This is a genomic window from Streptomyces sp. NPDC056296 (assembly GCF_042268605.1).
Classification (GTDB): Bacteria; Actinomycetota; Actinomycetes; order Streptomycetales; family Streptomycetaceae; genus Streptomyces.
In genome coordinates this window covers 109,039-126,256 of sequence record NZ_JBHJRX010000024.1, presented here as the reverse complement: position 1 = coordinate 126,256, position 17,218 = coordinate 109,039, and the positions used below count along the sequence as shown (strand labels likewise).

The following is a 17,218-nucleotide window of genomic DNA, read 5'->3' as shown; positions in this document are numbered from 1 at the left end:
AGTGGCGGGTCTACGTCGTCCGGGTTGCTGTGGGGCGTGAGCCCGGCTCGTGCGCGTCAGTGGTCGAGGCCGGTCAGTGCCGTCAGTGGCGGGTCTACGTCGTCCGGGTTGCTGTGGGGCGTGAGCCCGGCTCGTGCGCGTCAGTGGTCGAGGCCGGTCAGTGCCGTCAGTGGCGGGTCTACGTCGTCCGGGTTGCTGTGGGGCGTGAGCCCGGCTCGTGCGCGTCAGTGGTCGAGGCCGGTCAGTGCCGTCAGTGGCGGGTCTACGTCGTCCGGGTTGCTGTGGGGCGTGAGCCCGGCTCGTGCGCGTCAGTGGTCGAGGCCGGTCAGTGCCGTCAGTGGCGGGTCCACGTCGTCCGGGTTGCTGTGGGGCGCGAGCCCGGCCCGATGCGTCAGTGGTCGAGGCCGGTCAGTGCCGTCAGCGGCCGGTCCACGTCGTCCGGCGCTGCTGTGAGGCGCGAGCCCGGTCCCGCCCGTCAGCGGTCGAGGCCCGCCAGTGCCGTCAGCAGCCGGTCCACGTCGTCCGCGCTGCTGCGGGGCGCGAGCCCGGTCCCGCCCGTCAGTGGTCGAGGCCCGCCAGTGCCGTCAGCAGCCGGTCCACGTCGTCCGCGCTGTTGTACGGCGCGAGCCCGACCCGTACGCCGCCCTCGTCGCCCAGCCTCAGCCTGCGCGAGGCCTCCACCGCGTAGAAGGAGCCGGCGGGCGCGTCCACCGCCCGCTCGGCCAACTGCCGGTAGACGTCGGCCGGGCGCAGGCCCGCCACGGTGAACAGCAGGGTCGGCGTGCGCCGCGCGGCCCGCGAGTACACGGTGATCCCGCCGACGTCCGCCAGCCCTCGCTCGATCCGCTCGCGCAGCGCGTCCTCGTGGGCCTCCAGCGCCGCGAAGGAGGCGACGAGCCGGTCCCGGCGGCTGCCCCGCGCGTCCGCCTCCAGGCCCGCGAGGAAGTCCACCGCGGCACGGGCGCCGGCCAGCAGCTCGTACGGCAGTGTCCCCAGCTCGAAGCGCTCGGGGACGGCGTCGCTGGAGGGCAGTAGCTTGTCCGGGCGCAGGGTCTCCAGGAACTCGGGCCGGGCCGCCAGCACCCCCAGGTGTGGGCCAAGGAACTTGTACGGCGAGCACACCAGTGTGTCCGCGCCGAGTGCCGCCGGGTCGACCACGGCGTGCGAGGCGTAGTGCACGGCGTCGACGTGGAGCAGCGCACCGACGCCGTGCGCCAGGCGGGCGATGGCCGGCAGGTCGGGCATCGTGCCGATGAGGTTGGACGCGGCCGTCACCGCGACCAGCCGGGTACGCGGGGAGAGCACTGCCTCGATGTGTTCAGGGAGCAGTTCCCCGGTGGCCGGGTCGAAGTCCGCCCAGCGCACGCTCGCGCCGGCCGCCTCTGCCGCCTGCGTCCAGGGCCGGATGTTGGAGTCGTGGTCGAGGCGGGTGACGACCACCTCGTCGCCCGGCCCCCACGTCTTGGCGAGCGTCCGGGACAGGTCGTAGGCGAGCTGCGTGGCGCTGCGGCCGAGGACGACGCCCCGCGGCTCGGTGCCCAGCAGGTCGGCCAGTGCGCTCCGGGCGTCCGCGACGATGCCGTCCGCGTTGCGCTCGCCCTCGGTCGTCCGGCCCCGGTTGGCCAGCGGGTTGGCCAGCGCCTCGCCGATGGCGTCGATGACGGGCTGCGGGGTCTGGGTGCCGCCCGGCGCGTCGAAGCGGGCGGAGCCGGACTTCAGGGCGGGTATCTGCGCGCGGATCGCGTCGACGTCGAGGGCCATGTGCACACTCCAACCGAAGGCGGAAACTCCCGCCTCATGATCGCATCAGGGCGCCGATCGGAACAGGCGCGCGTGACGGACGGGGACGCGTACCGGCGGACCTGTTCCGGCGGACCTGTTCCGACGGACGTGTACCGACGGACGTGTACCGACGGACGCGTACGGACGGATGCGGCCGGCTCAGGCCTCCGCGGCGTGCGCCGGCTGCTTCTCGCGGCCGCCGGGATGACGGTGCCGCCAGATCCAGAAGACCGCGCAGGACAGCAGCGCCCACCCGCCCAGCACCAGGAACGGGAACGCGTGCTGGTGGTCCTGGAAGTACACCGCCGTGTGCTGGGCGTTGACCGAGGCCCCCGGCGGCAGCCACTGGCCGATCGCCCCCAGCGGGGACGGCAGCAGTGGCCAGGACACCGCGCCGCCGGACGAGGGATTGCCGAGGAGCACCATCAACCCCCAGGTCGGCAGCATCGCCCAACGTCCGAACAGGGTGTTGAACATGGTGAAGACCATGCCGGACGCGAACATCGTGAGCGCCAGGATCAGCCACGACTCGACGAACGGCAGGTCGAGCGCGTTCAGCAGCCAGTCCACCGTCGCGGCGATGGCGAAGCCGCCCAGCAGCGCGTAGGCGGCCGTGAAGAGGATGCGTTCCAGGGGAGTGAGGGAGCGCGCGTGCACGCTCAGCTGGATCGCCCCGACGAAGCCGATGATCACCGCGGCCAGGGAGATGTAGAAGATCGCCAGTCCGCGCGGGTCGCCCTCCTGCAGAGGGTTGATGTCCCGGACGGTGACCTCGACGCCGGTCTTCCTCCCCACGACCGGTGCCGTGTCGGCCAGCACCTGCGCGACGGAGGCCCCCGACGCGCTGGAGAGGTCGAGCACGGCGGTCCGTCCGTCGTCGCGCAGCTCGAAGATCGCGAAGACCTCCTGGTCCTGCATCGCCTCTCGCGCCTCGGCCCCGCTTTCGTAGGGACGCACCTTGACCGAGGCGTTCAGCGCCTTCTCCAAGCCGTCCAGGAAGGCCTGGCCACGGGCCTCCTCGTACGCACCGACCACGGCCGTGGGGATCGAGTGCGGCGTCGGGTCCGCCATCGAGTAGGTGTACGAACCCGCGAAGAGGCCCGCCGCCGCCGCGAGGATCAGCACCAGGACGGTGGCCGGCCAGAACGGCGACTGCCGGAACGTGGACCACCGCTGCCCGCGCGTCGGAGGCTGGGCATGGGCGCCGTGGGACATGTGGGCCATGTCCCGGACGCTTCCACAGCCGGGGCGGAAGGGCACCAAGAGCGCCGTCGCACGGGGGTGCACGGAGCGTGACGGCGGGCCCTCGCAGGGGCGCCGGAGGTCGCGTGGAACGGGTCAGGCGTGCACCAGCGGGGTGTCCACCAGATGCTCCGCCACGAACCACGCCTGCAGCTCGTTGGTGCGCACCACCTCGGAGACGAGGAGGTCGTTGGTGCCGTCGTCGCCGAGTTCCTGGGTGCGGCCGGCGGCGTCGTGGCAGTCGGCCAGGATCATCTCGTGAGCCTCCAGGAGCCGCGAGAGCATCGACGGCACCTCCTCCACCCCGTCCGGCGGCCGCGGCACGGTGGTGATCTCGGCGACGTGCCGGGGGTCGCCGATCGCGACGCCGCCGAGCGTCTGGACGCGCTCGGCGATGGTGTCGATCAGCTCCAGCTGCTCGCCCGCGTGCTTGTCCAGCAGCAGATGCAGTTGGTAGAACGTCGCCCCGCGCATGAGCCAGTGGTACTTCTTGTACAGGTCGTGCAGGATCCGGGTGTCCGCCAGAACCTTGTTGAGCCGCTGACAGGAGTAGAGGCGGGTCTCCATGGTCAGCGCCACGGGGAACTGCTTGACGGTGCCGAACTCCTGGATGGTCCGGCCCTTCTGGTGCAGCCAGGGCTGGCTGCCGTCGGACCGGTGCTCCATGGACGACGTCTTCGGGTTGCTCACGCCTGAACTCCTTCTGGAGAGGACTGAAGGGTGTGCCGGCGCGGTGCGACCGGCTCCCGTCCCCCCGCGACAGTCGACCAGCCGTCTCCCGAGCCCGCAAACGCTGGGGGGTTGTCCGGACATTCGCCTGCCACTTAGGGTCTGCCGCAGTGCAAGCGCTTTCTAACGGCGCACGTGCCCGTCGTGCGCCGGTGTCCGAGGAGGACCGCATGTCCCCACGTCCCGCCCGCCGCCGGGTCGCCGTGGTCGGTACCGGTGCCATCGTCACCGGCAGCCATCTGACCGCCCTCAGAGCCCACGCCGACCGCACGGAACTGGTGGCCGCCGTGGACGTGGACCCGGCCCGGCTCGACGCCTTCCGGGCTCGGGCGGGCGGCGACGTCGCCGAGTACACGTCGACGGGCGCCATGCTGGATGCCGTACGCCCCGACCTCGTCCTCGTCGGTACGCCGCCGTCCCTGCACCGGGAGCAGACGGTGGCCGCGCTCAAGGCGGGCGCCTGGGTGCTGTGCGAGAAACCGCTGTGCCTCTCGCTCGCCGAGTACGACGACATCGCCGCCGCCGAGGAGGCGTCCGGCGCGTACGCGTCCGTGGTCTTCCAGCACCGGCACGGCTCCGGCGCCGCGCACGCCCGTGACCTGATCGCGAGCGGCGAGCTGGGCGCCCCGCTGGTCGCCCACTGCCAGACCACCTGGCACCGCGACGCCGCCTACTACGCGGTGCCGTGGCGCGGGCGCTGGTCCACCGAGGGCGGCGGCCCGACCATGGGCCACGGCATCCACCAGTACGACCTGCTGCTGCACCTGCTCGGCCCCTGGGCGGAGATACGGGCCATGGCGTCGCGCCTGGTCCACGACACCGAGAGCGAGGACGTCTCCACCGCCCTGGTGCGGTTCGAGAACGGCGTCCTCGCCACCGTCGTCAACAGCGTGCTCTCCCCGGACGAGGTGAGCCGCGTCCGCGTCGACTGCGCCGACGCGACCGTGGAGCTGACCCACCTCTACGGGCACCGCAACGACGACTGGACCTACACCCCGGCCCGGCACGTCGCCCCGGAACGCGCCATCGCCTGGCGCACTCCGGCGGCGGACGTGCCCAGCTCCCACACCGCGCAGCTCGGCGCGGTCCTGGACGCCTGGGACGCGGGCGATCTCCCCCCCGGCAGCGGTCCGGACGCCCGCGCCACGCTGGAGTTCGCCGCCGCCCTGTACAAGGCGGCGTTCACCGGACGGCCCGTCGCCGCGGGGGAGATCGCATCCGGCGACCCCTTCCACTCGGCCATGCACGGCGACCACCCCGACTGGGCACCCAAGGAGCGCGCGTGAGCACCCTGAGCGTCAGCCACACCCACGGCGACCACGTCGCGGTCACCGCGGCGAACGGTACCGAGATCCTCCGCTACGTCTACCGCCCCGACCCCGAGGCCTTCGAGTCCCGCAAGCCCTACGCCCACCCGGTGCGCACCCTCGCCGGACGCCCGGTGACCGGGTACCGCCCCAGCGACCACCGCTGGCACAAGGGCCTGCAGATGACGGCCAGTCACCTCTCCGGCCAGAACTTCTGGGGCGGCAACTCCTACGTGCACGGCGAAGGCTATCTGCCCCTGCCCGAGCGCGTCGGCTCGATGCGGCACGACGGCTTCGCCGGCTTCGGGGTCGAGGACGACCGGCTCGCGATCATCGAGAACCTCACCTGGATCGAGAACGGCGGCGCCGAGTGGGCCCGTGAGGAGCGCGGCCTGACCGTCCACTCGGTCGACGAGACGGCGGATGCCTGGGTCCTGGACTGGTCGATCCGCCTCACCAACACCCGCGCCGAGCCGCTGGCGTTCGGCTCGCCGACCACCGCCGGCCGCGAGATGGCCGGCTACACCGGCCTCCAGTGGCGCGGCCCCCGCGACTTCACCGGCGGCACCGTCTTCGCCCCGGACACCGACGCGGACGCCGCCGGTCTGATGGGCACCCGGGGCCCGTGGCTCGCCTTCACCACCGAGCACGACGACGTCGACGCCCACTCCACGCTCGTCTTCGCGCACGCGCCCGAGAACCTCGACGAGAGGGCCGCGATCCACCCCTCCCACTGGTTCGTGCGCGCCGAGCCGATCCCGTCGGTGGCGTTCTCCTGGGCGTTCTTCGAGGAGTTCGAGCTGCCTCCGGGCGAGTCCTTCGCCTACCGCTACCGCGTCGTGGTCGCCGACGGCGCCTGGGACGGCGACCGCATCGGGACGTACCTCAAGGGGCTGCCGTGGTGAGCGACGCCGAGCCCGTTCTTCCCCACCCCCTGCCCGGCGCGGTGGGCCTGTCCCACCTGAGCGCCTACGACTGGGCGGCCGCCGACGGCGTGTGCGGTGGCAGCCCGCATCTGCACCTGGTGTGCACGGAGGCGTACGTCGTCACCGGCGGGCGCGGCGCGGTGCAGACGCTGAGCCCCGACGGCTACCGGGACATCCCGCTGGAGCCCGGCTCCCTAGCCTGGTTCACCCCGGGCACCGTGCACCGCATGGTGCAGGGCGGCGACCTGCGCATCACGGTGCTGATGCAGAACAGCGGCCTGCCCGAGGCGGGGGACGCCGTCTTCACCTTCCCGCCCGAGGTACTGGCCGACCCGGAGGCGTACGCCGCCGCGGCCACCCTGCCGCCCGGCACCGGGCCGGAGACGGAGGCGGCCGCCCGGCGCCGCAGGGACCTCGCCGTCGAGGGCTACCTGGCCCTGCGCGAGACCCTCGTCGCCGGGGACGCCGGCCCGTACCGGGAGTTCCAGCGGGCCGCCGCCCACCTGGTGCGCGACAAGGTGCCCGGCTGGCGGGAGCTGTGGCGGGCCGGTGCGCTGGCCGTCGCCGAGCGCACCGGCGCCCAGCTCGACGCGCTCGTCGACGGCGGTCCGGCGTACCTCGCCGACGCCACCGCGTACGAGGCCGCGCCCACCCGGCACGGCGGCTACGGCATGTGCGGCCGGCGCGACGAGTACGCGCTGCCGGGGACGACGCTGCCGTACCGGGGGGAGTAGCGCACGCAACGGACCGAGGAGAGGATTCCGCCTGTCGTCCGCGGCGCGCTCGACCGCGCGCGCTGCTGACCGGCGGCGGGGGCTCGGGAAGGGCCGCCGCAGCCACCGCGAGGGGCGATCCTGACCGGGGGGGGGCAATGGCGTTGGCGCTCACGGCCGTCGACGTGCCGCGAATTCAGGGGAGTTGAGCGGCAGGGAGGCCAGGGCGGTGGTCGTTCACGCCCTGATCTCCCGCCGGGCCGAAGAGTTAATGGGCCATTAGGGCGCCGGATGTGTGAAGAGATGGCCTGAATGCGCATCATATTGACATGAACCTGCGGCCCGAGGGGCGGGTCGCAGCCTCATGGAGGTGTGGAATGCACCGCAGACTCGCCACCGGACTCGCCACCTCGGCCCTGGCCGTGACCGCCGTCCTCGGCACCGCCTCGACCGCCGACGCCGCTCCCGCCGACAAACCGCGGGTACTCGCGAGCTGGACCCAGACCAGCGCGTCGAGCTACAACGCCTGGACCGCCGCGCGGGCGAACCAGTCCGCCTGGGCCGCCTACGGATTCGACTGGACCACCGACCACTGCTCCTCCTCGCCGGACAACCCGTTCGGCTTCCCCTTCAGCACCTCCTGCGCGCGCCACGACTTCGGCTACCGCAACTACAAGGACGCCGGCTCCTTCAGCGCCAACAAGTCCCGCCTCGACAGCGCCTTCTACGAGGACCTCAAGCGGGTCTGCGCCCGCTACGGCGGCGCCACCAAGGCCGCCTGCAACAGCACGGCGTGGACGTACTACCAGGCCGTGCGGGCCTTCGGCTGACGGTTCGCGCGGCGGCGCCCTACACGGGCGCGGAGGACGACACCGGCGCCGCCGAGCAGACCGACCGCAGGCCCGGTACCGGAGTGGCCGCCGCTGCCGCGAGCGCGGCGGCCGCACTGGCGATGCCCAGGACGGCGCCCGCGGCCACGTCGCCGGGATAGTGCACGCCGACGTGGACCCGGGAGTAGCCGACGGCGCTCGCCAGCGCGCCGAGCGGGACGGCGGCCGCGGGCAGCACCACGCCGACCGCCGTGGCGAACGCGACCGCCGAGGCCGTGTGACCGGACGGGAACGAGGCCGACGCGGGCATCGGCACATACCGGTCGACCGTGACCCGCGCCGCCTCCCGGTCGGGCCGCGCCCTGCGCACCAGCCGCTTGCCCAGCACGTTCGCGGAGGCCGAGGCCACGGCGACCGCCCCCACCCCGACGAGGGCCGCCCGGCGTGGCCGCGCACCACTCAGGGCGAGCACGGCGGCGATCCCGAGCGAGACCTTCGAGTGGTCGGCGGCGTGGGACAGTCGGCGCAGCGCCCGGTCGAGCGTGGGCGTGGATGTGGCGGCCACCGCCGCGTACAGGGCGCCGTCCACGGCACGCAGATCACCGAGTACGGCGGTGAGGGCCCGCCCGCGCGGAAGCGCCGGGCCCGGATCCGGAGCGAGCGGCCCGCTGGTGTCCCCGTCGGCGTTGGTCGGTTCGGTCATGGGCTCCTGCTCCGCGGGGCGATGGGGCCGGGGCGACGCCCGGGTGCGCCGGGAACGCCGGGAGCGCCGTGAGCCCGTCGGCACACCGCGCGCGTGATCCGTCGCCGCACCAGCCTGGTCCACCTCCCGGCGTACGGCGAGCCGGCGGGGCCCGTCCGGGGGACGCGCGGGCCCGGCCACTCACCCGGAGGGGCGACGGAGCCGGCCGTCGTCGGCACCCACGCGGAGCGGCGACCGCGCCGGCCGTCGTCGGCACCCACCGGTGTGACCGGTGAGCCGCCGCGGACGCGTGAGCCGCCGCGGACGCGCGTGAGCCGCCGGCCGACCCGTGAGGGGCGGCCGGCGGCTCGGCGGCGTCGCGGTGGGTCAGCTCGCGGCCTTGAAGCCGCGCAGGCGCAGGGAGTTGCCGACGACGAAGACCGAGGAGAAGGCCATGGCCGCTCCGGCGATCATCGGGTTGAGCAGCCCGGCCGCGGCGAGCGGCAGGGCGGCGATGTTGTAGGCGAAGGCCCAGAACAGGTTGGACTTGATGGTGCCCAGCGTCTTGCGGGCCAGCCGGATGGCATCGGCGGCGGCGCGCAGATCGCCGCGGACGAGGGTGAGGTCGCCGGCCTCGATGGCGGCGTCGGTGCCGGTGCCCATGGCCAGCCCCAGGTCGGCCTGGGCGAGCGCCGCGGCATCGTTGACGCCGTCGCCGACCATCGCCACCGAACGGCCCTCGCCCTGGAGGCGCTTGACGACGTCGACCTTGTCCTCGGGCATGACCTCGGCGATGACGTGCTCGGGGTCGATACCGACCTCGCGGGCGACGGAGGCGGCCACGGCCTGGTTGTCACCGGTCAGCAGCACCGGGGTCAGCCCCAGGGCACGCAGCCGCGCGATCGCCTCGGGGCTGGTCTCCTTCACCGCGTCGGCGACCTCCAGGACCGCCCGCGCCTCGCCGTCCCAGGCGACGGCGATCGCGGTCCGGCCCGCCGCCTCCGCCTCGGCCTTGGCCCGGGCCAGATCCGCCGGCAGGCCCATGGCCCACTCGGCGAGCAACTGCTCACGGCCGACTAGGACGGCGTGGCCGTCGACGACGCCCTGCACGCCGAGCCCCGGGACGCCTGCGAAGTCCTCGGGGGCGGGCAGCGCGCCCAGCTTCTCCAGGGCCCCGTCCGCGACGGCTCGGGCGATCGGGTGCTCCGACGCGTGCTCCAGCGCACCGGCCAGCCGCAGCACTTCGGTCTCGTCGGTGCCGTCGGCGGTGTGGACGGCGAGCAGGGTCATGCGGCCGGTGGTGACGGTGCCGGTCTTGTCGAGGACGATGGTGTCGACCTTGCGGGTGGACTCCAGGACCTCGGGTCCCTTGATGAGGATGCCGAGCTGGGCGCCGCGCCCGGTGCCGACCATCAGCGCGGTCGGGGTGGCGAGGCCCAGGGCGCAGGGGCAGGCGATGATCAGTACGGCGACGGCGGCCGTGAACGCGGCGGTCAGTCCGGATCCGTTGCCGATCCAGAAACCGAGGGTGGCCAGCGCCAGGGCGATGACGACCGGGACGAAGACCCCGGAGATGCGGTCGGCGAGCCGCTGGGCCTGGGCCTTGCCGTTCTGCGCGTCCTCGACCAGCTTCGCCATCCGCGCCAGCTGTGTGTCCGCGCCGACCCGCGTCGCCTCGACCACCAGACGGCCGCCCGCGTTCAGGGTGGCACCGGTGACCGGGTCGCCCACGCCGACCTCGACGGGCACCGACTCGCCGGTGAGCATGGAGGCGTCGACCGCGGAGGTGCCCTCCACGACCGTGCCGTCGGTGGCGATCTTCTCGCCCGGGCGGACCAGGAAGCGGTCACCGACCGCCAACTCGGCGGTGGGAATGGTCCGTTCACCGCCGTCCGGGTCCAGTACGGTGACGTCCTTGGCGCCCAGTTCCAGCAGGGCCTTCAGCGCGGCGCCGGCCTTGCGCTTGGAGCGGGCCTCGAAGTAACGCCCGGCGAGGATGAAGGCGGTCACCCCGGCGGCGGCCTCCAGGTAGATGTTCCCGGCGCCGTCGGTGCGGGCGATGGTCAGCTCGAACGGGTGGGTCATGCCGGGAGTGCCCGCGGTGCCGAAGAACAGCGCCCACAGCGACCACAGGAACGCCGCCGACGTGCCGACCGAGATCAGCGTGTCCATGGTGGCAGCGCCGTGCCGGGCGTTGGTGAAGGCCGCCTTGTGGAAGGGCCAGGCTGCGTAGGTCACCACGGGCGCCGCCAGGGTAAGCGACAGCCACTGCCAGTACTCGAACTGCCACGCCGGCACCATCGCCGTCGCGATGACCGGGACGGCCAGCACCACGGCGGTGACCAGCCGCTCCCGCAGGGGCCGCAGTTCGTCGGCGGACCCGGCACCCTCCGCGCCGGGCGCGGGCTCGGCGCGTACCGGCTCGGGCTCGCGGGCGGTGTACCCGGTCGCCTCGACGGTGGCGATCAGCTCCGGGACGGACACGTCACCGGCGTAGTGCACCTTCGCCTTCTCCGTCGCGTAGTTGACGGTGGCGGTGACCCCGTCCATCCGGTTGAGCTTCTTCTCGATCCGGGCGGCGCACGAGGCACAGGTCATGCCGCCGATGGCGAGTTCCACCTCGGCCGGTGCGCTGGTCGTACTCGTGGTCATGGCTGCTCCTGATGCGGGGTCGTCGGCCGGGACCCGGCGAGCGGGTCCCGGCGGTGCGGCGGGGGAGTGCGGGTCGGTCAGACGCGGCCGGTCAGTTCGTAGCCGGCCTCGTCGACGACCTCGGCGAGCGCGGCGTCGTCCGGCTCGGCGGTTCCGGTGACGGTGACCCGGCCCGTGTCGAGCTCGACGTCGACACCGGTGACACCGTCCAGCTCACCGATCACCCGGGTGAGCGTCGCCTTGCAGTGACCGCAGCTCATCCCCGCGACGGCGTAGGTGGTGCTGACGGGCGGGGTGACGGGGGTGGTGACGGTCGAAGCCATGGGTTCCTCCGTGATGTCGTCATGTCGTGCGTGATGTCGTGGAAATACGGGGCGGGGGTATCCCTGCCGAGTTCCATGTATACCCCTGGGGGGTAGCAAAGGCAACTTCCGCACTCGTCTTGACTAGGTACCCCCTGGGGGTATTGTGAAGTGCATGGAGAGGCCTCCGCACGAGCCGGAGACCCGGAATCCGAGGAGACGACCGCCATGCACACCGGACTGAGGATCACCGCGTTCGCCGCCGCGCTGGCCGCCACATTCGGCACCGCCTACGGAGTCGGCAGGGGAGTGGACCCGGTCGTCGCGGAGAAGGCGCCCGCGACCCACGACGAGCACAGCCGTCCATCACCGGAACCGAAGGAGGGCGGCGGCCACGGGGGGCATGAGAACACCACGCCCGGCGGGCTGCAGATCTCCGAGAACGGCTACTCCCTCGACCTCGCCACCCCACGCGTCACCGCCGGTCAGCGCGCCGAGCTGCGCTTCACCGTCCGGGACGGCAGCGGCGAGGCCGTCACCGCGTACCAGCGCGAGCACGACAAGGAACTCCACCTCATCCTGGCCTCACGCGACCTGGTCACCTACCGCCACCTGCACCCCACGCGCGCCGCCGACGGCACCTGGAGCACCCCCGTCGACCTGCCTCGCGCGGGCGGCTACCGGGTCTTCGCCGACTTCACCCCGGCGGAGAAGAACGCGGAGAACCTCACCCTCGGCGCCGACCTCGCCGCCTCCGGCCGCTACGAGCCCGCGAACCTGCCGGCCCCGGACGACACCGCCCGGACCGACGGCTACCAGGTCGAACTCGCCGGATCCCTGCTCCCCGGCAAGGCGAGTGAGCTGAAGCTGAAGGTCTCCCGGGACGGGGAGCCCGTCAACGACCTCCAGCCCTACCTCGGCGCCTACGGCCACCTGGTCGCCCTGCGCTCGGGCGACCTCGCCTACCTCCACGTCCACCCGAACGGCGAACCCGGCGACGGCACCACCGAGCCCGGCCCGGAGATCTCCTTCACGGCCACCGCGCCCAGTGGCGGCACCTACCGCCTCTTCCTGGACTTCCAGCACCAGGGCAAGGTCCACACCGCGGCGTTCACCGTGCGGGCCGGATCGGCACCCGCGGCGCAGGACCCCGCTCCGACGGCTCCGGCGGCTCCGACCGAGCACGGTGACGGCCACGGGCACTGACGGCACGGGCGGTGACGGCCACGGGCACTGACGGCCGCGGACGGCGGGGGTGATTGTCGGCGGGGGTGGTCCGTCCTAGGCCGTGACGACCCGGACCCCCGCCTCCTCGAACTGCCGTACCAGCTCCGGGTCGGCCGCACCGTCCGTGACCAGCGTGTCCACGGACTCGGCCGCGCAGATCCGGGCGAACGCCCGCCTGCCCAGCTTGCTGGAGTCGGCGGCCACCACCACGCGCTCGGCGCGCTCGCACAGCAGCCGGTTGATCGCGGCCTCCGCCTCGTCGTGGGCCGCGGCGCCGTGCGCGACGTCGAAGGCGACGACGCCCAGCACCGCGATGTCGAGGGTCACCTGACCCAGCACCCCGTCCGCGAGCGGCCCGATCAGCTCGTACGACTGCGCCCGGGCCACGCCGCCGGTCACCACGATCTTGAACTGCGGCCGGACGGCCAGCTCGTTCGCGATGTTGAGCGCGTTGGTGACCACGGTCAGCGCGGGGGTGCCGGAGGCCAGGTCGGCGCGCACGGCCAGGGCGCGCGCCACCTCGGTGGTCGTCGTGCCCCCGGTCAGTCCGACCGCCTCGCCGGGTGCCACCAGGGCGGCGACCGCCTGCGCGACGCGCTGCTTCTCCGAGGCCCGGCGGGCCGTCTTGTAGCGCAGCGGCAGTTCGTACGACACCCCGTGCACGACCGCGCCACCGCGCGTGCGCACCAGCATCTGCTGCTCGGCGAGCCGGTCGAAGTCACGGCGGATCGTCGCGGCCGAGACCTCCAGCTCGGTCGCCGCCTCCTCGACGTCCAGCCGGCCGCGCTCGACGAGCAGCTCCAGCAGCGCCTTCCAGCGGGCGTCGCGCGACATCCGCGCCTCCGTTCCTCGATCTTCCGCCGACCCTAGCGCACCCCCACTCTTCTTCAGATTGCTTGATTGTGCTCGAAATCTCGCTATATCTTGCAGGAACAATCAGAGCGCTGGAGTAATAGAGCGATCGGGGAGTGTGCGGCATGACGTATGTCGAGGACGAGCTCAACAGCCAGCCCGAGTGCTGGACACGCGCCGCCGCGCAGGCGGCACGGCACACGGCGGCACTTCCGGCGCCCGGGGAGCGGGTGGCGATCGTCGGGTGCGGCACCTCGTACTTCATGGCCCAGTCGGCGGCGGCGCTGCGTGAGGACGCGGGCCAGGGCGAGACGGACGCGTTCGCCGCCTCCGAGTTCCCGCGGGGCCGGGCGTACGACCGTGTCGTCGCCCTCACCCGCTCCGGCACCACCACCGAAGTACTGGAACTGCTCACGGAGTTGCGGGGCCGTACCCGCACCGTCGCGCTCACCGCCGACCCGGAGACACCGGTCATGACGGCCGCGGACGACGTGGTGGTACTCGACTTCGCCGACGAACGGTCGGTCGTGCAGACCCGGTTCGCGACGACCGCCCTCACCCTGCTCCGCGCCCACCTGGGCCTGCACACGGACGCGGTCGTCGCCGACGCGCGCACCGCACTCGCGGCCGAACTGCCCGAAGGGCTCGTCGAGTGCAATCAGTTCACCTTCCTGGGCCGGGGCTGGACCGTCGGACTGGCCAACGAGGCCGGCCTGAAGATGCGTGAGGCCTCCCTGTCCTGGACCGAGGCATACCCGGCCATGGAGTACCGACACGGCCCCATCAGCATCAGCACCGCCTCCACGGCGACCTGGATGTTCGGCGAGGCGCCCGAGGGCCTGGCCGACCAGGTCCGCGACACCGGCGCCCTGTGGGTGCCCGGGGGCCTCGACCCGCTCGCCGAACTGGTCCGCGCCCAGCGCCTCGCCGTCGCCGTCGCCGCCGCCCGCGGCCTCGACCCGGACCGGCCCCGCCACCTCACCCGCTCGGTGATCCTCGCCCCCTGACGCCCGCCCCGACACCGACCCCGACACCGACCCCCGACACCCGCGCTCCGACCCCGCGCTCCGACGCGTGGGAAGGGAGAGAGACCGTGCCCCTCGCCACCACCGGCGACCTGGTCGGCCGCGCCGCAGCCGCGCGCTCCGCCGTCGCCGCCTTCAACGTCGTCACCCTGGAACACATCGAGGCGGTCGTCGCGGGCGCCGAGTCCGTGCACATGCCCGTCGTCCTCCAGGTCAGCGAGAACGCCGTGAAGTACCGCTACGGCCGCCTGCTGCCGCTGGCCCGCGCGGCCGTCGCCGCCGCCGAGGGCGCCGCCGTGCCCGTCGCCCTGCACCTCGACCATGTCCAGAACGACAGTCTGCTGCGCCAGGCCCGGGACGCCGGGTTCAGTTCGGTGATGTACGACGCCTCCCGGCTGCCGTACGCGGAGAACCTCGCGACGACCCGGGCCGCCGCCGACTGGGCGCACGCCCAGGGGCTGTGGATCGAGGCCGAGTTGGGGGAGGTCGGCGGCAAGAAGGGCGCACCGCCGCTCGACGCCCACGCGCCCGGAGCCCGCACCGACCCCGCCGAGGCGCGCGCCTTCGTCGCCGACTCCGGCGTGGACGCCCTGGCCGTCGCCGTCGGCAGTTCCCACGCCATGACCACGCGCACCGCCGCCCTCGACCACGACCTGCTCAAGGAACTGTCGGGCGCGCTGGACGTGCCGCTCGTCCTGCACGGCTCCTCCGGAGTGCCGGACGGCGAACTCGCCGCGGCGGTCGCGGGCGGCATCTCCAAGGTCAACGTCGGCACCGCGCTCAACATCGCCATGACCGGCGCGATCAGGGAGTACCTCGCCGCCCGCCCCGAAGCGGTCGACTCGCGCGGCTACCTCACGGTGGGACGGGAGGCCATGGCGCGGACGGTGGCGACGATCATCCAGGTGGTCGCCAGGACTGCGCCCTGACGGTCACGGGACTGCGCCCTGACGGTCACGGGACTGCGCCCTGACGGTCACGGGACTACGTCCTGACGGTCACCGGACTACTTCATGACGGCCTTCAGCACCACGAACTTCCGGTCGCCCGCCACCAGGTGGCTGTTGCCGAACAGCCGCCGCAGCTTGACGTGGTAGCCCAGGTGCCGGTTGCCGACCACCCACAGCTCGCCGCCGGGGCGCAGCACGCGCCGCGCCCCGGTGAACATCCGCCACGCGGTGGCGTCGGTCGTCGCCTGGTGGGAGTGGAAGGGCGGGTTGTTGAGCACCAGGTCGACACTGCCGTCCGGCACCCCGGCCAGCCCGTCACCGACCCGGAACTCGGCCTGTGCCGCCGCCCCGTTCGCCTCGTACGTCGCCTCCGCCGAGGCCACGGCCTGGAAGGACTCGTCGGTGAACAGCACCTCGGCCCCCGGGTCGGCCAGCGCCACCGCCGTACCGACCACACCGTTGCCGCAGCCCAGGTCCACCACCCGGCGGGCGCCGCCGGCGTCCGGCAGGTGCTGGAGGAAGAACCGGGTGCCGATGTCGAGCCGGTCGGCGCAGAAGACACCGGCGTGGTTGACGACCGTCCGGCCGGAGAGCGGCCCGACGTCGTCGGGGAGCCGGTAGGTGAGAGGCCAGGGATTGGCCGGCCGCTTCAGCGAGAGGTCGGGCGTGGCGAAGACGAGCCGCGCCTTCTTCACGGCCAACGAGGTCCGGGTCGGCCCGACGATCCGCTCGAACAGCCTGAGCGTCGAAGTGTGGATCTCCTTGACCATCCCGGTACCGACGACGACCGTGCCCTCGTGCAGCGCGGGCGCCAGCCGCAGGAACTGGTCCTCCAACAGCGCCAGGCTCTTCGGCACCCGCACCAGCAGCACGTCGACACGGTCCGGCGGCGGGTCCTGCGTGGTCAGCAGGCGCACGGAACCCGGCTCGACGCCGGCCCGCTCCAGGTTGGCGCGCGTCGCCTCCCGCGTGAGGTGCGAGTCGGTGATCTGCACCGGCCGGTGCGCCGCCAGCGCCGTCACGAGCGCTCCCCAGCGGTCGCCGACGACCACGACCGTGCCGGACAGCGGGACGTCCTGCTCCGCGAGGTACCCGAGCAGATACTCGTCGGAGGCGTCCCAGGCCCGGAGCCGGTCGCGCGGGTCCTCGGGGAAACGGGCCGGCACGTGCTCGCCCCATGGCGTCGTCATACGGTCGCTGCGGTCGTTCATCGTGCGTCCAGGCTAGCCGAGCCGCAGCTCAGGCCGCGCCGGGCGGAGTGAAGGGGACGGCGGGCTGGAGCGGAGCGAAGGGGATGGCGGGCAGGATGGGAGACATGGACGCCGAGCTGTTCCCCAGGGCCCGTACCGAGACCGCGCCCGGCGCCGTCCACGTGCCGGACTGGCTGGACACCGGACGGCAGCGCGAGCTGCTGCACGCCTGCCGCGAGTGGGCCCGCCCACCGGCCGGACTGCGCACGGTCCGCACCCCCGGCGGCGGCACCATGACCGCGAGGCAGGTCTGCCTCGGGTGGCACTGGTACCCGTACGCCTACGCCCGCACCGTCGTCGACGGCGACGGCGCGCCGGTGAAGCCCTTCCCGGACTGGCTCGGCGACCTGGCCCGCCGGGCGGTGACCGACGCGCTCGGCGCCGACGCGGTGGCGCAGACGCCGTACGACATCGCACTGATCAACTTCTACGCGTCCGACGCCCGCATGGGTATGCACCGAGACGCCGACGAGAGGTCCGACGCGCCCGTGGTGTCCCTGAGCCTCGGCGACACCTGCGTCTTCCGCTTCGGGAACCCGGAAACCCGGACCCGCCCGTACACCGACGTCGAGCTGCGCAGCGGCGACCTGTTCGTCTTCGGCGGGCCGTCCCGGCTCGCCCACCACGGGGTGCCCCGGGTGCACGCGGGCACCGCGCCGCCCGAGTTGGGGCTCACCGGACGGCTGAACATCACGCTGAGGGTCAGCGGCCTCTAGGCTCCTGCACCTGCCTGCGGATCATGGGAGACT

At 73.3% G+C, this 17,218-nt stretch carries 16 protein-coding genes; 8 read left to right on the top strand and 8 right to left on the bottom strand.

The features are described from left to right. Positions 1–558: 558 nt before the first annotated feature. The 3 genes from ACFCZF_RS19495 to ACFCZF_RS19485 form a co-directional block, all read right to left on the bottom strand. A complete protein-coding gene (locus tag ACFCZF_RS19495) occupies positions 559–1,761 on the bottom strand; it encodes a cysteine desulfurase-like protein (RefSeq protein WP_376672698.1) in 1,203 nt (400 codons plus the stop codon). A gap of 180 nt (positions 1,762–1,941) precedes the next feature. Next, entirely contained in the window at positions 1,942–3,006 is a 1,065-nt protein-coding gene (locus tag ACFCZF_RS19490; RefSeq protein ID WP_376672697.1) for an ABC transporter permease, read from the bottom strand. A gap of 114 nt (positions 3,007–3,120) precedes the next feature. Beyond that, complete coding sequence (locus ACFCZF_RS19485; protein ID WP_376672705.1) at positions 3,121–3,690, bottom strand: Dps family protein; 570 nt, start codon at positions 3,688–3,690, stop codon at positions 3,121–3,123. 233 nt (positions 3,691–3,923) lie between these two features. Here ACFCZF_RS19485 and ACFCZF_RS19480 point away from each other — a divergent pair, with 233 nt between their 5' ends. From ACFCZF_RS19480 to ACFCZF_RS19465, 4 genes are all read left to right on the top strand, one after another. Continuing rightward, positions 3,924–5,039 carry a Gfo/Idh/MocA family protein gene (locus ACFCZF_RS19480; RefSeq protein ID WP_376672696.1) on the top strand — a complete coding sequence of 372 codons (1,116 nt, stop codon included), beginning with the start codon at positions 3,924–3,926 and terminating at the stop codon, positions 5,037–5,039. Further along, the gene (locus tag ACFCZF_RS19475) at positions 5,036–5,965 is read left to right on the top strand and encodes a PmoA family protein (protein WP_376672695.1); all 930 of its coding nucleotides are present in this window, start codon (positions 5,036–5,038) and stop codon (positions 5,963–5,965) included. Before ACFCZF_RS19480 ends, ACFCZF_RS19475 begins: the two co-directional genes overlap by 4 nt. Further along, positions 5,959–6,720 carry a cupin gene (locus tag ACFCZF_RS19470; protein WP_376672694.1) on the top strand — a complete coding sequence of 254 codons (762 nt, stop codon included), beginning with the start codon at positions 5,959–5,961 and terminating at the stop codon, positions 6,718–6,720. Before ACFCZF_RS19475 ends, ACFCZF_RS19470 begins: the two co-directional genes overlap by 7 nt. A gap of 356 nt (positions 6,721–7,076) precedes the next feature. Then, complete coding sequence (locus tag ACFCZF_RS19465) at positions 7,077–7,529, top strand: phospholipase (protein WP_376672693.1); 453 nt, start codon at positions 7,077–7,079, stop codon at positions 7,527–7,529. A 19-nt stretch (positions 7,530–7,548) separates the two neighbouring features. Here the strand turns inward: ACFCZF_RS19465 and ACFCZF_RS19460 are convergent, their stop codons facing one another. The 3 genes from ACFCZF_RS19460 to ACFCZF_RS19450 form a co-directional block, all read right to left on the bottom strand. After that, positions 7,549–8,232 carry a phosphatase PAP2 family protein gene (locus tag ACFCZF_RS19460; protein WP_376672692.1) on the bottom strand — a complete coding sequence of 228 codons (684 nt, stop codon included), beginning with the start codon at positions 8,230–8,232 and terminating at the stop codon, positions 7,549–7,551. A 366-nt stretch (positions 8,233–8,598) separates the two neighbouring features. Continuing rightward, a complete protein-coding gene (locus tag ACFCZF_RS19455; protein ID WP_376672691.1) occupies positions 8,599–10,863 on the bottom strand; it encodes a heavy metal translocating P-type ATPase in 2,265 nt (754 codons plus the stop codon). A 77-nt stretch (positions 10,864–10,940) separates the two neighbouring features. Then, positions 10,941–11,186, bottom strand: coding sequence for a heavy-metal-associated domain-containing protein (locus tag ACFCZF_RS19450; RefSeq protein WP_376672690.1), 246 nt, complete (start codon positions 11,184–11,186; stop codon positions 10,941–10,943). 207 nt (positions 11,187–11,393) lie between these two features. Between ACFCZF_RS19450 and ACFCZF_RS19445 the strand changes: the two genes are divergently transcribed. Beyond that, a complete protein-coding gene (locus ACFCZF_RS19445; protein ID WP_376672689.1) occupies positions 11,394–12,371 on the top strand; it encodes a hypothetical protein in 978 nt (325 codons plus the stop codon). Positions 12,372–12,446: 75 nt separating this feature from the next. Here the strand turns inward: ACFCZF_RS19445 and ACFCZF_RS19440 are convergent, their stop codons facing one another. Continuing rightward, positions 12,447–13,226 (bottom strand): DeoR/GlpR family DNA-binding transcription regulator, encoded by a 780-nt coding sequence (locus ACFCZF_RS19440; RefSeq protein WP_376672688.1) that lies wholly within the window; start codon positions 13,224–13,226, stop codon positions 12,447–12,449. Positions 13,227–13,369: 143 nt separating this feature from the next. Between ACFCZF_RS19440 and ACFCZF_RS19435 the strand changes: the two genes are divergently transcribed. Together ACFCZF_RS19435 and ACFCZF_RS19430 are read left to right on the top strand one after the other, a co-directional pair. Next, complete coding sequence (locus ACFCZF_RS19435) at positions 13,370–14,251, top strand: SIS domain-containing protein (protein WP_376672687.1); 882 nt, start codon at positions 13,370–13,372, stop codon at positions 14,249–14,251. 86 nt (positions 14,252–14,337) lie between these two features. After that, the gene (locus ACFCZF_RS19430; RefSeq protein ID WP_376672686.1) at positions 14,338–15,198 is read left to right on the top strand and encodes a ketose-bisphosphate aldolase; all 861 of its coding nucleotides are present in this window, start codon (positions 14,338–14,340) and stop codon (positions 15,196–15,198) included. A 77-nt stretch (positions 15,199–15,275) separates the two neighbouring features. On the opposite strand, the gene ACFCZF_RS19425 is transcribed toward ACFCZF_RS19430, so the two are convergent. Further along, complete coding sequence (locus ACFCZF_RS19425; RefSeq protein ID WP_376672704.1) at positions 15,276–16,409, bottom strand: methyltransferase; 1,134 nt, start codon at positions 16,407–16,409, stop codon at positions 15,276–15,278. A 125-nt stretch (positions 16,410–16,534) separates the two neighbouring features. On the opposite strand from ACFCZF_RS19425, the gene ACFCZF_RS19420 reads away from it, so the two are divergent. Then, positions 16,535–17,185: an alpha-ketoglutarate-dependent dioxygenase AlkB gene (locus ACFCZF_RS19420; protein ID WP_376672685.1), complete on the top strand. Its 651-nt coding sequence runs from the start codon at positions 16,535–16,537 to the stop codon at positions 17,183–17,185. Positions 17,186–17,218: the final 33 nt, after the last annotated feature.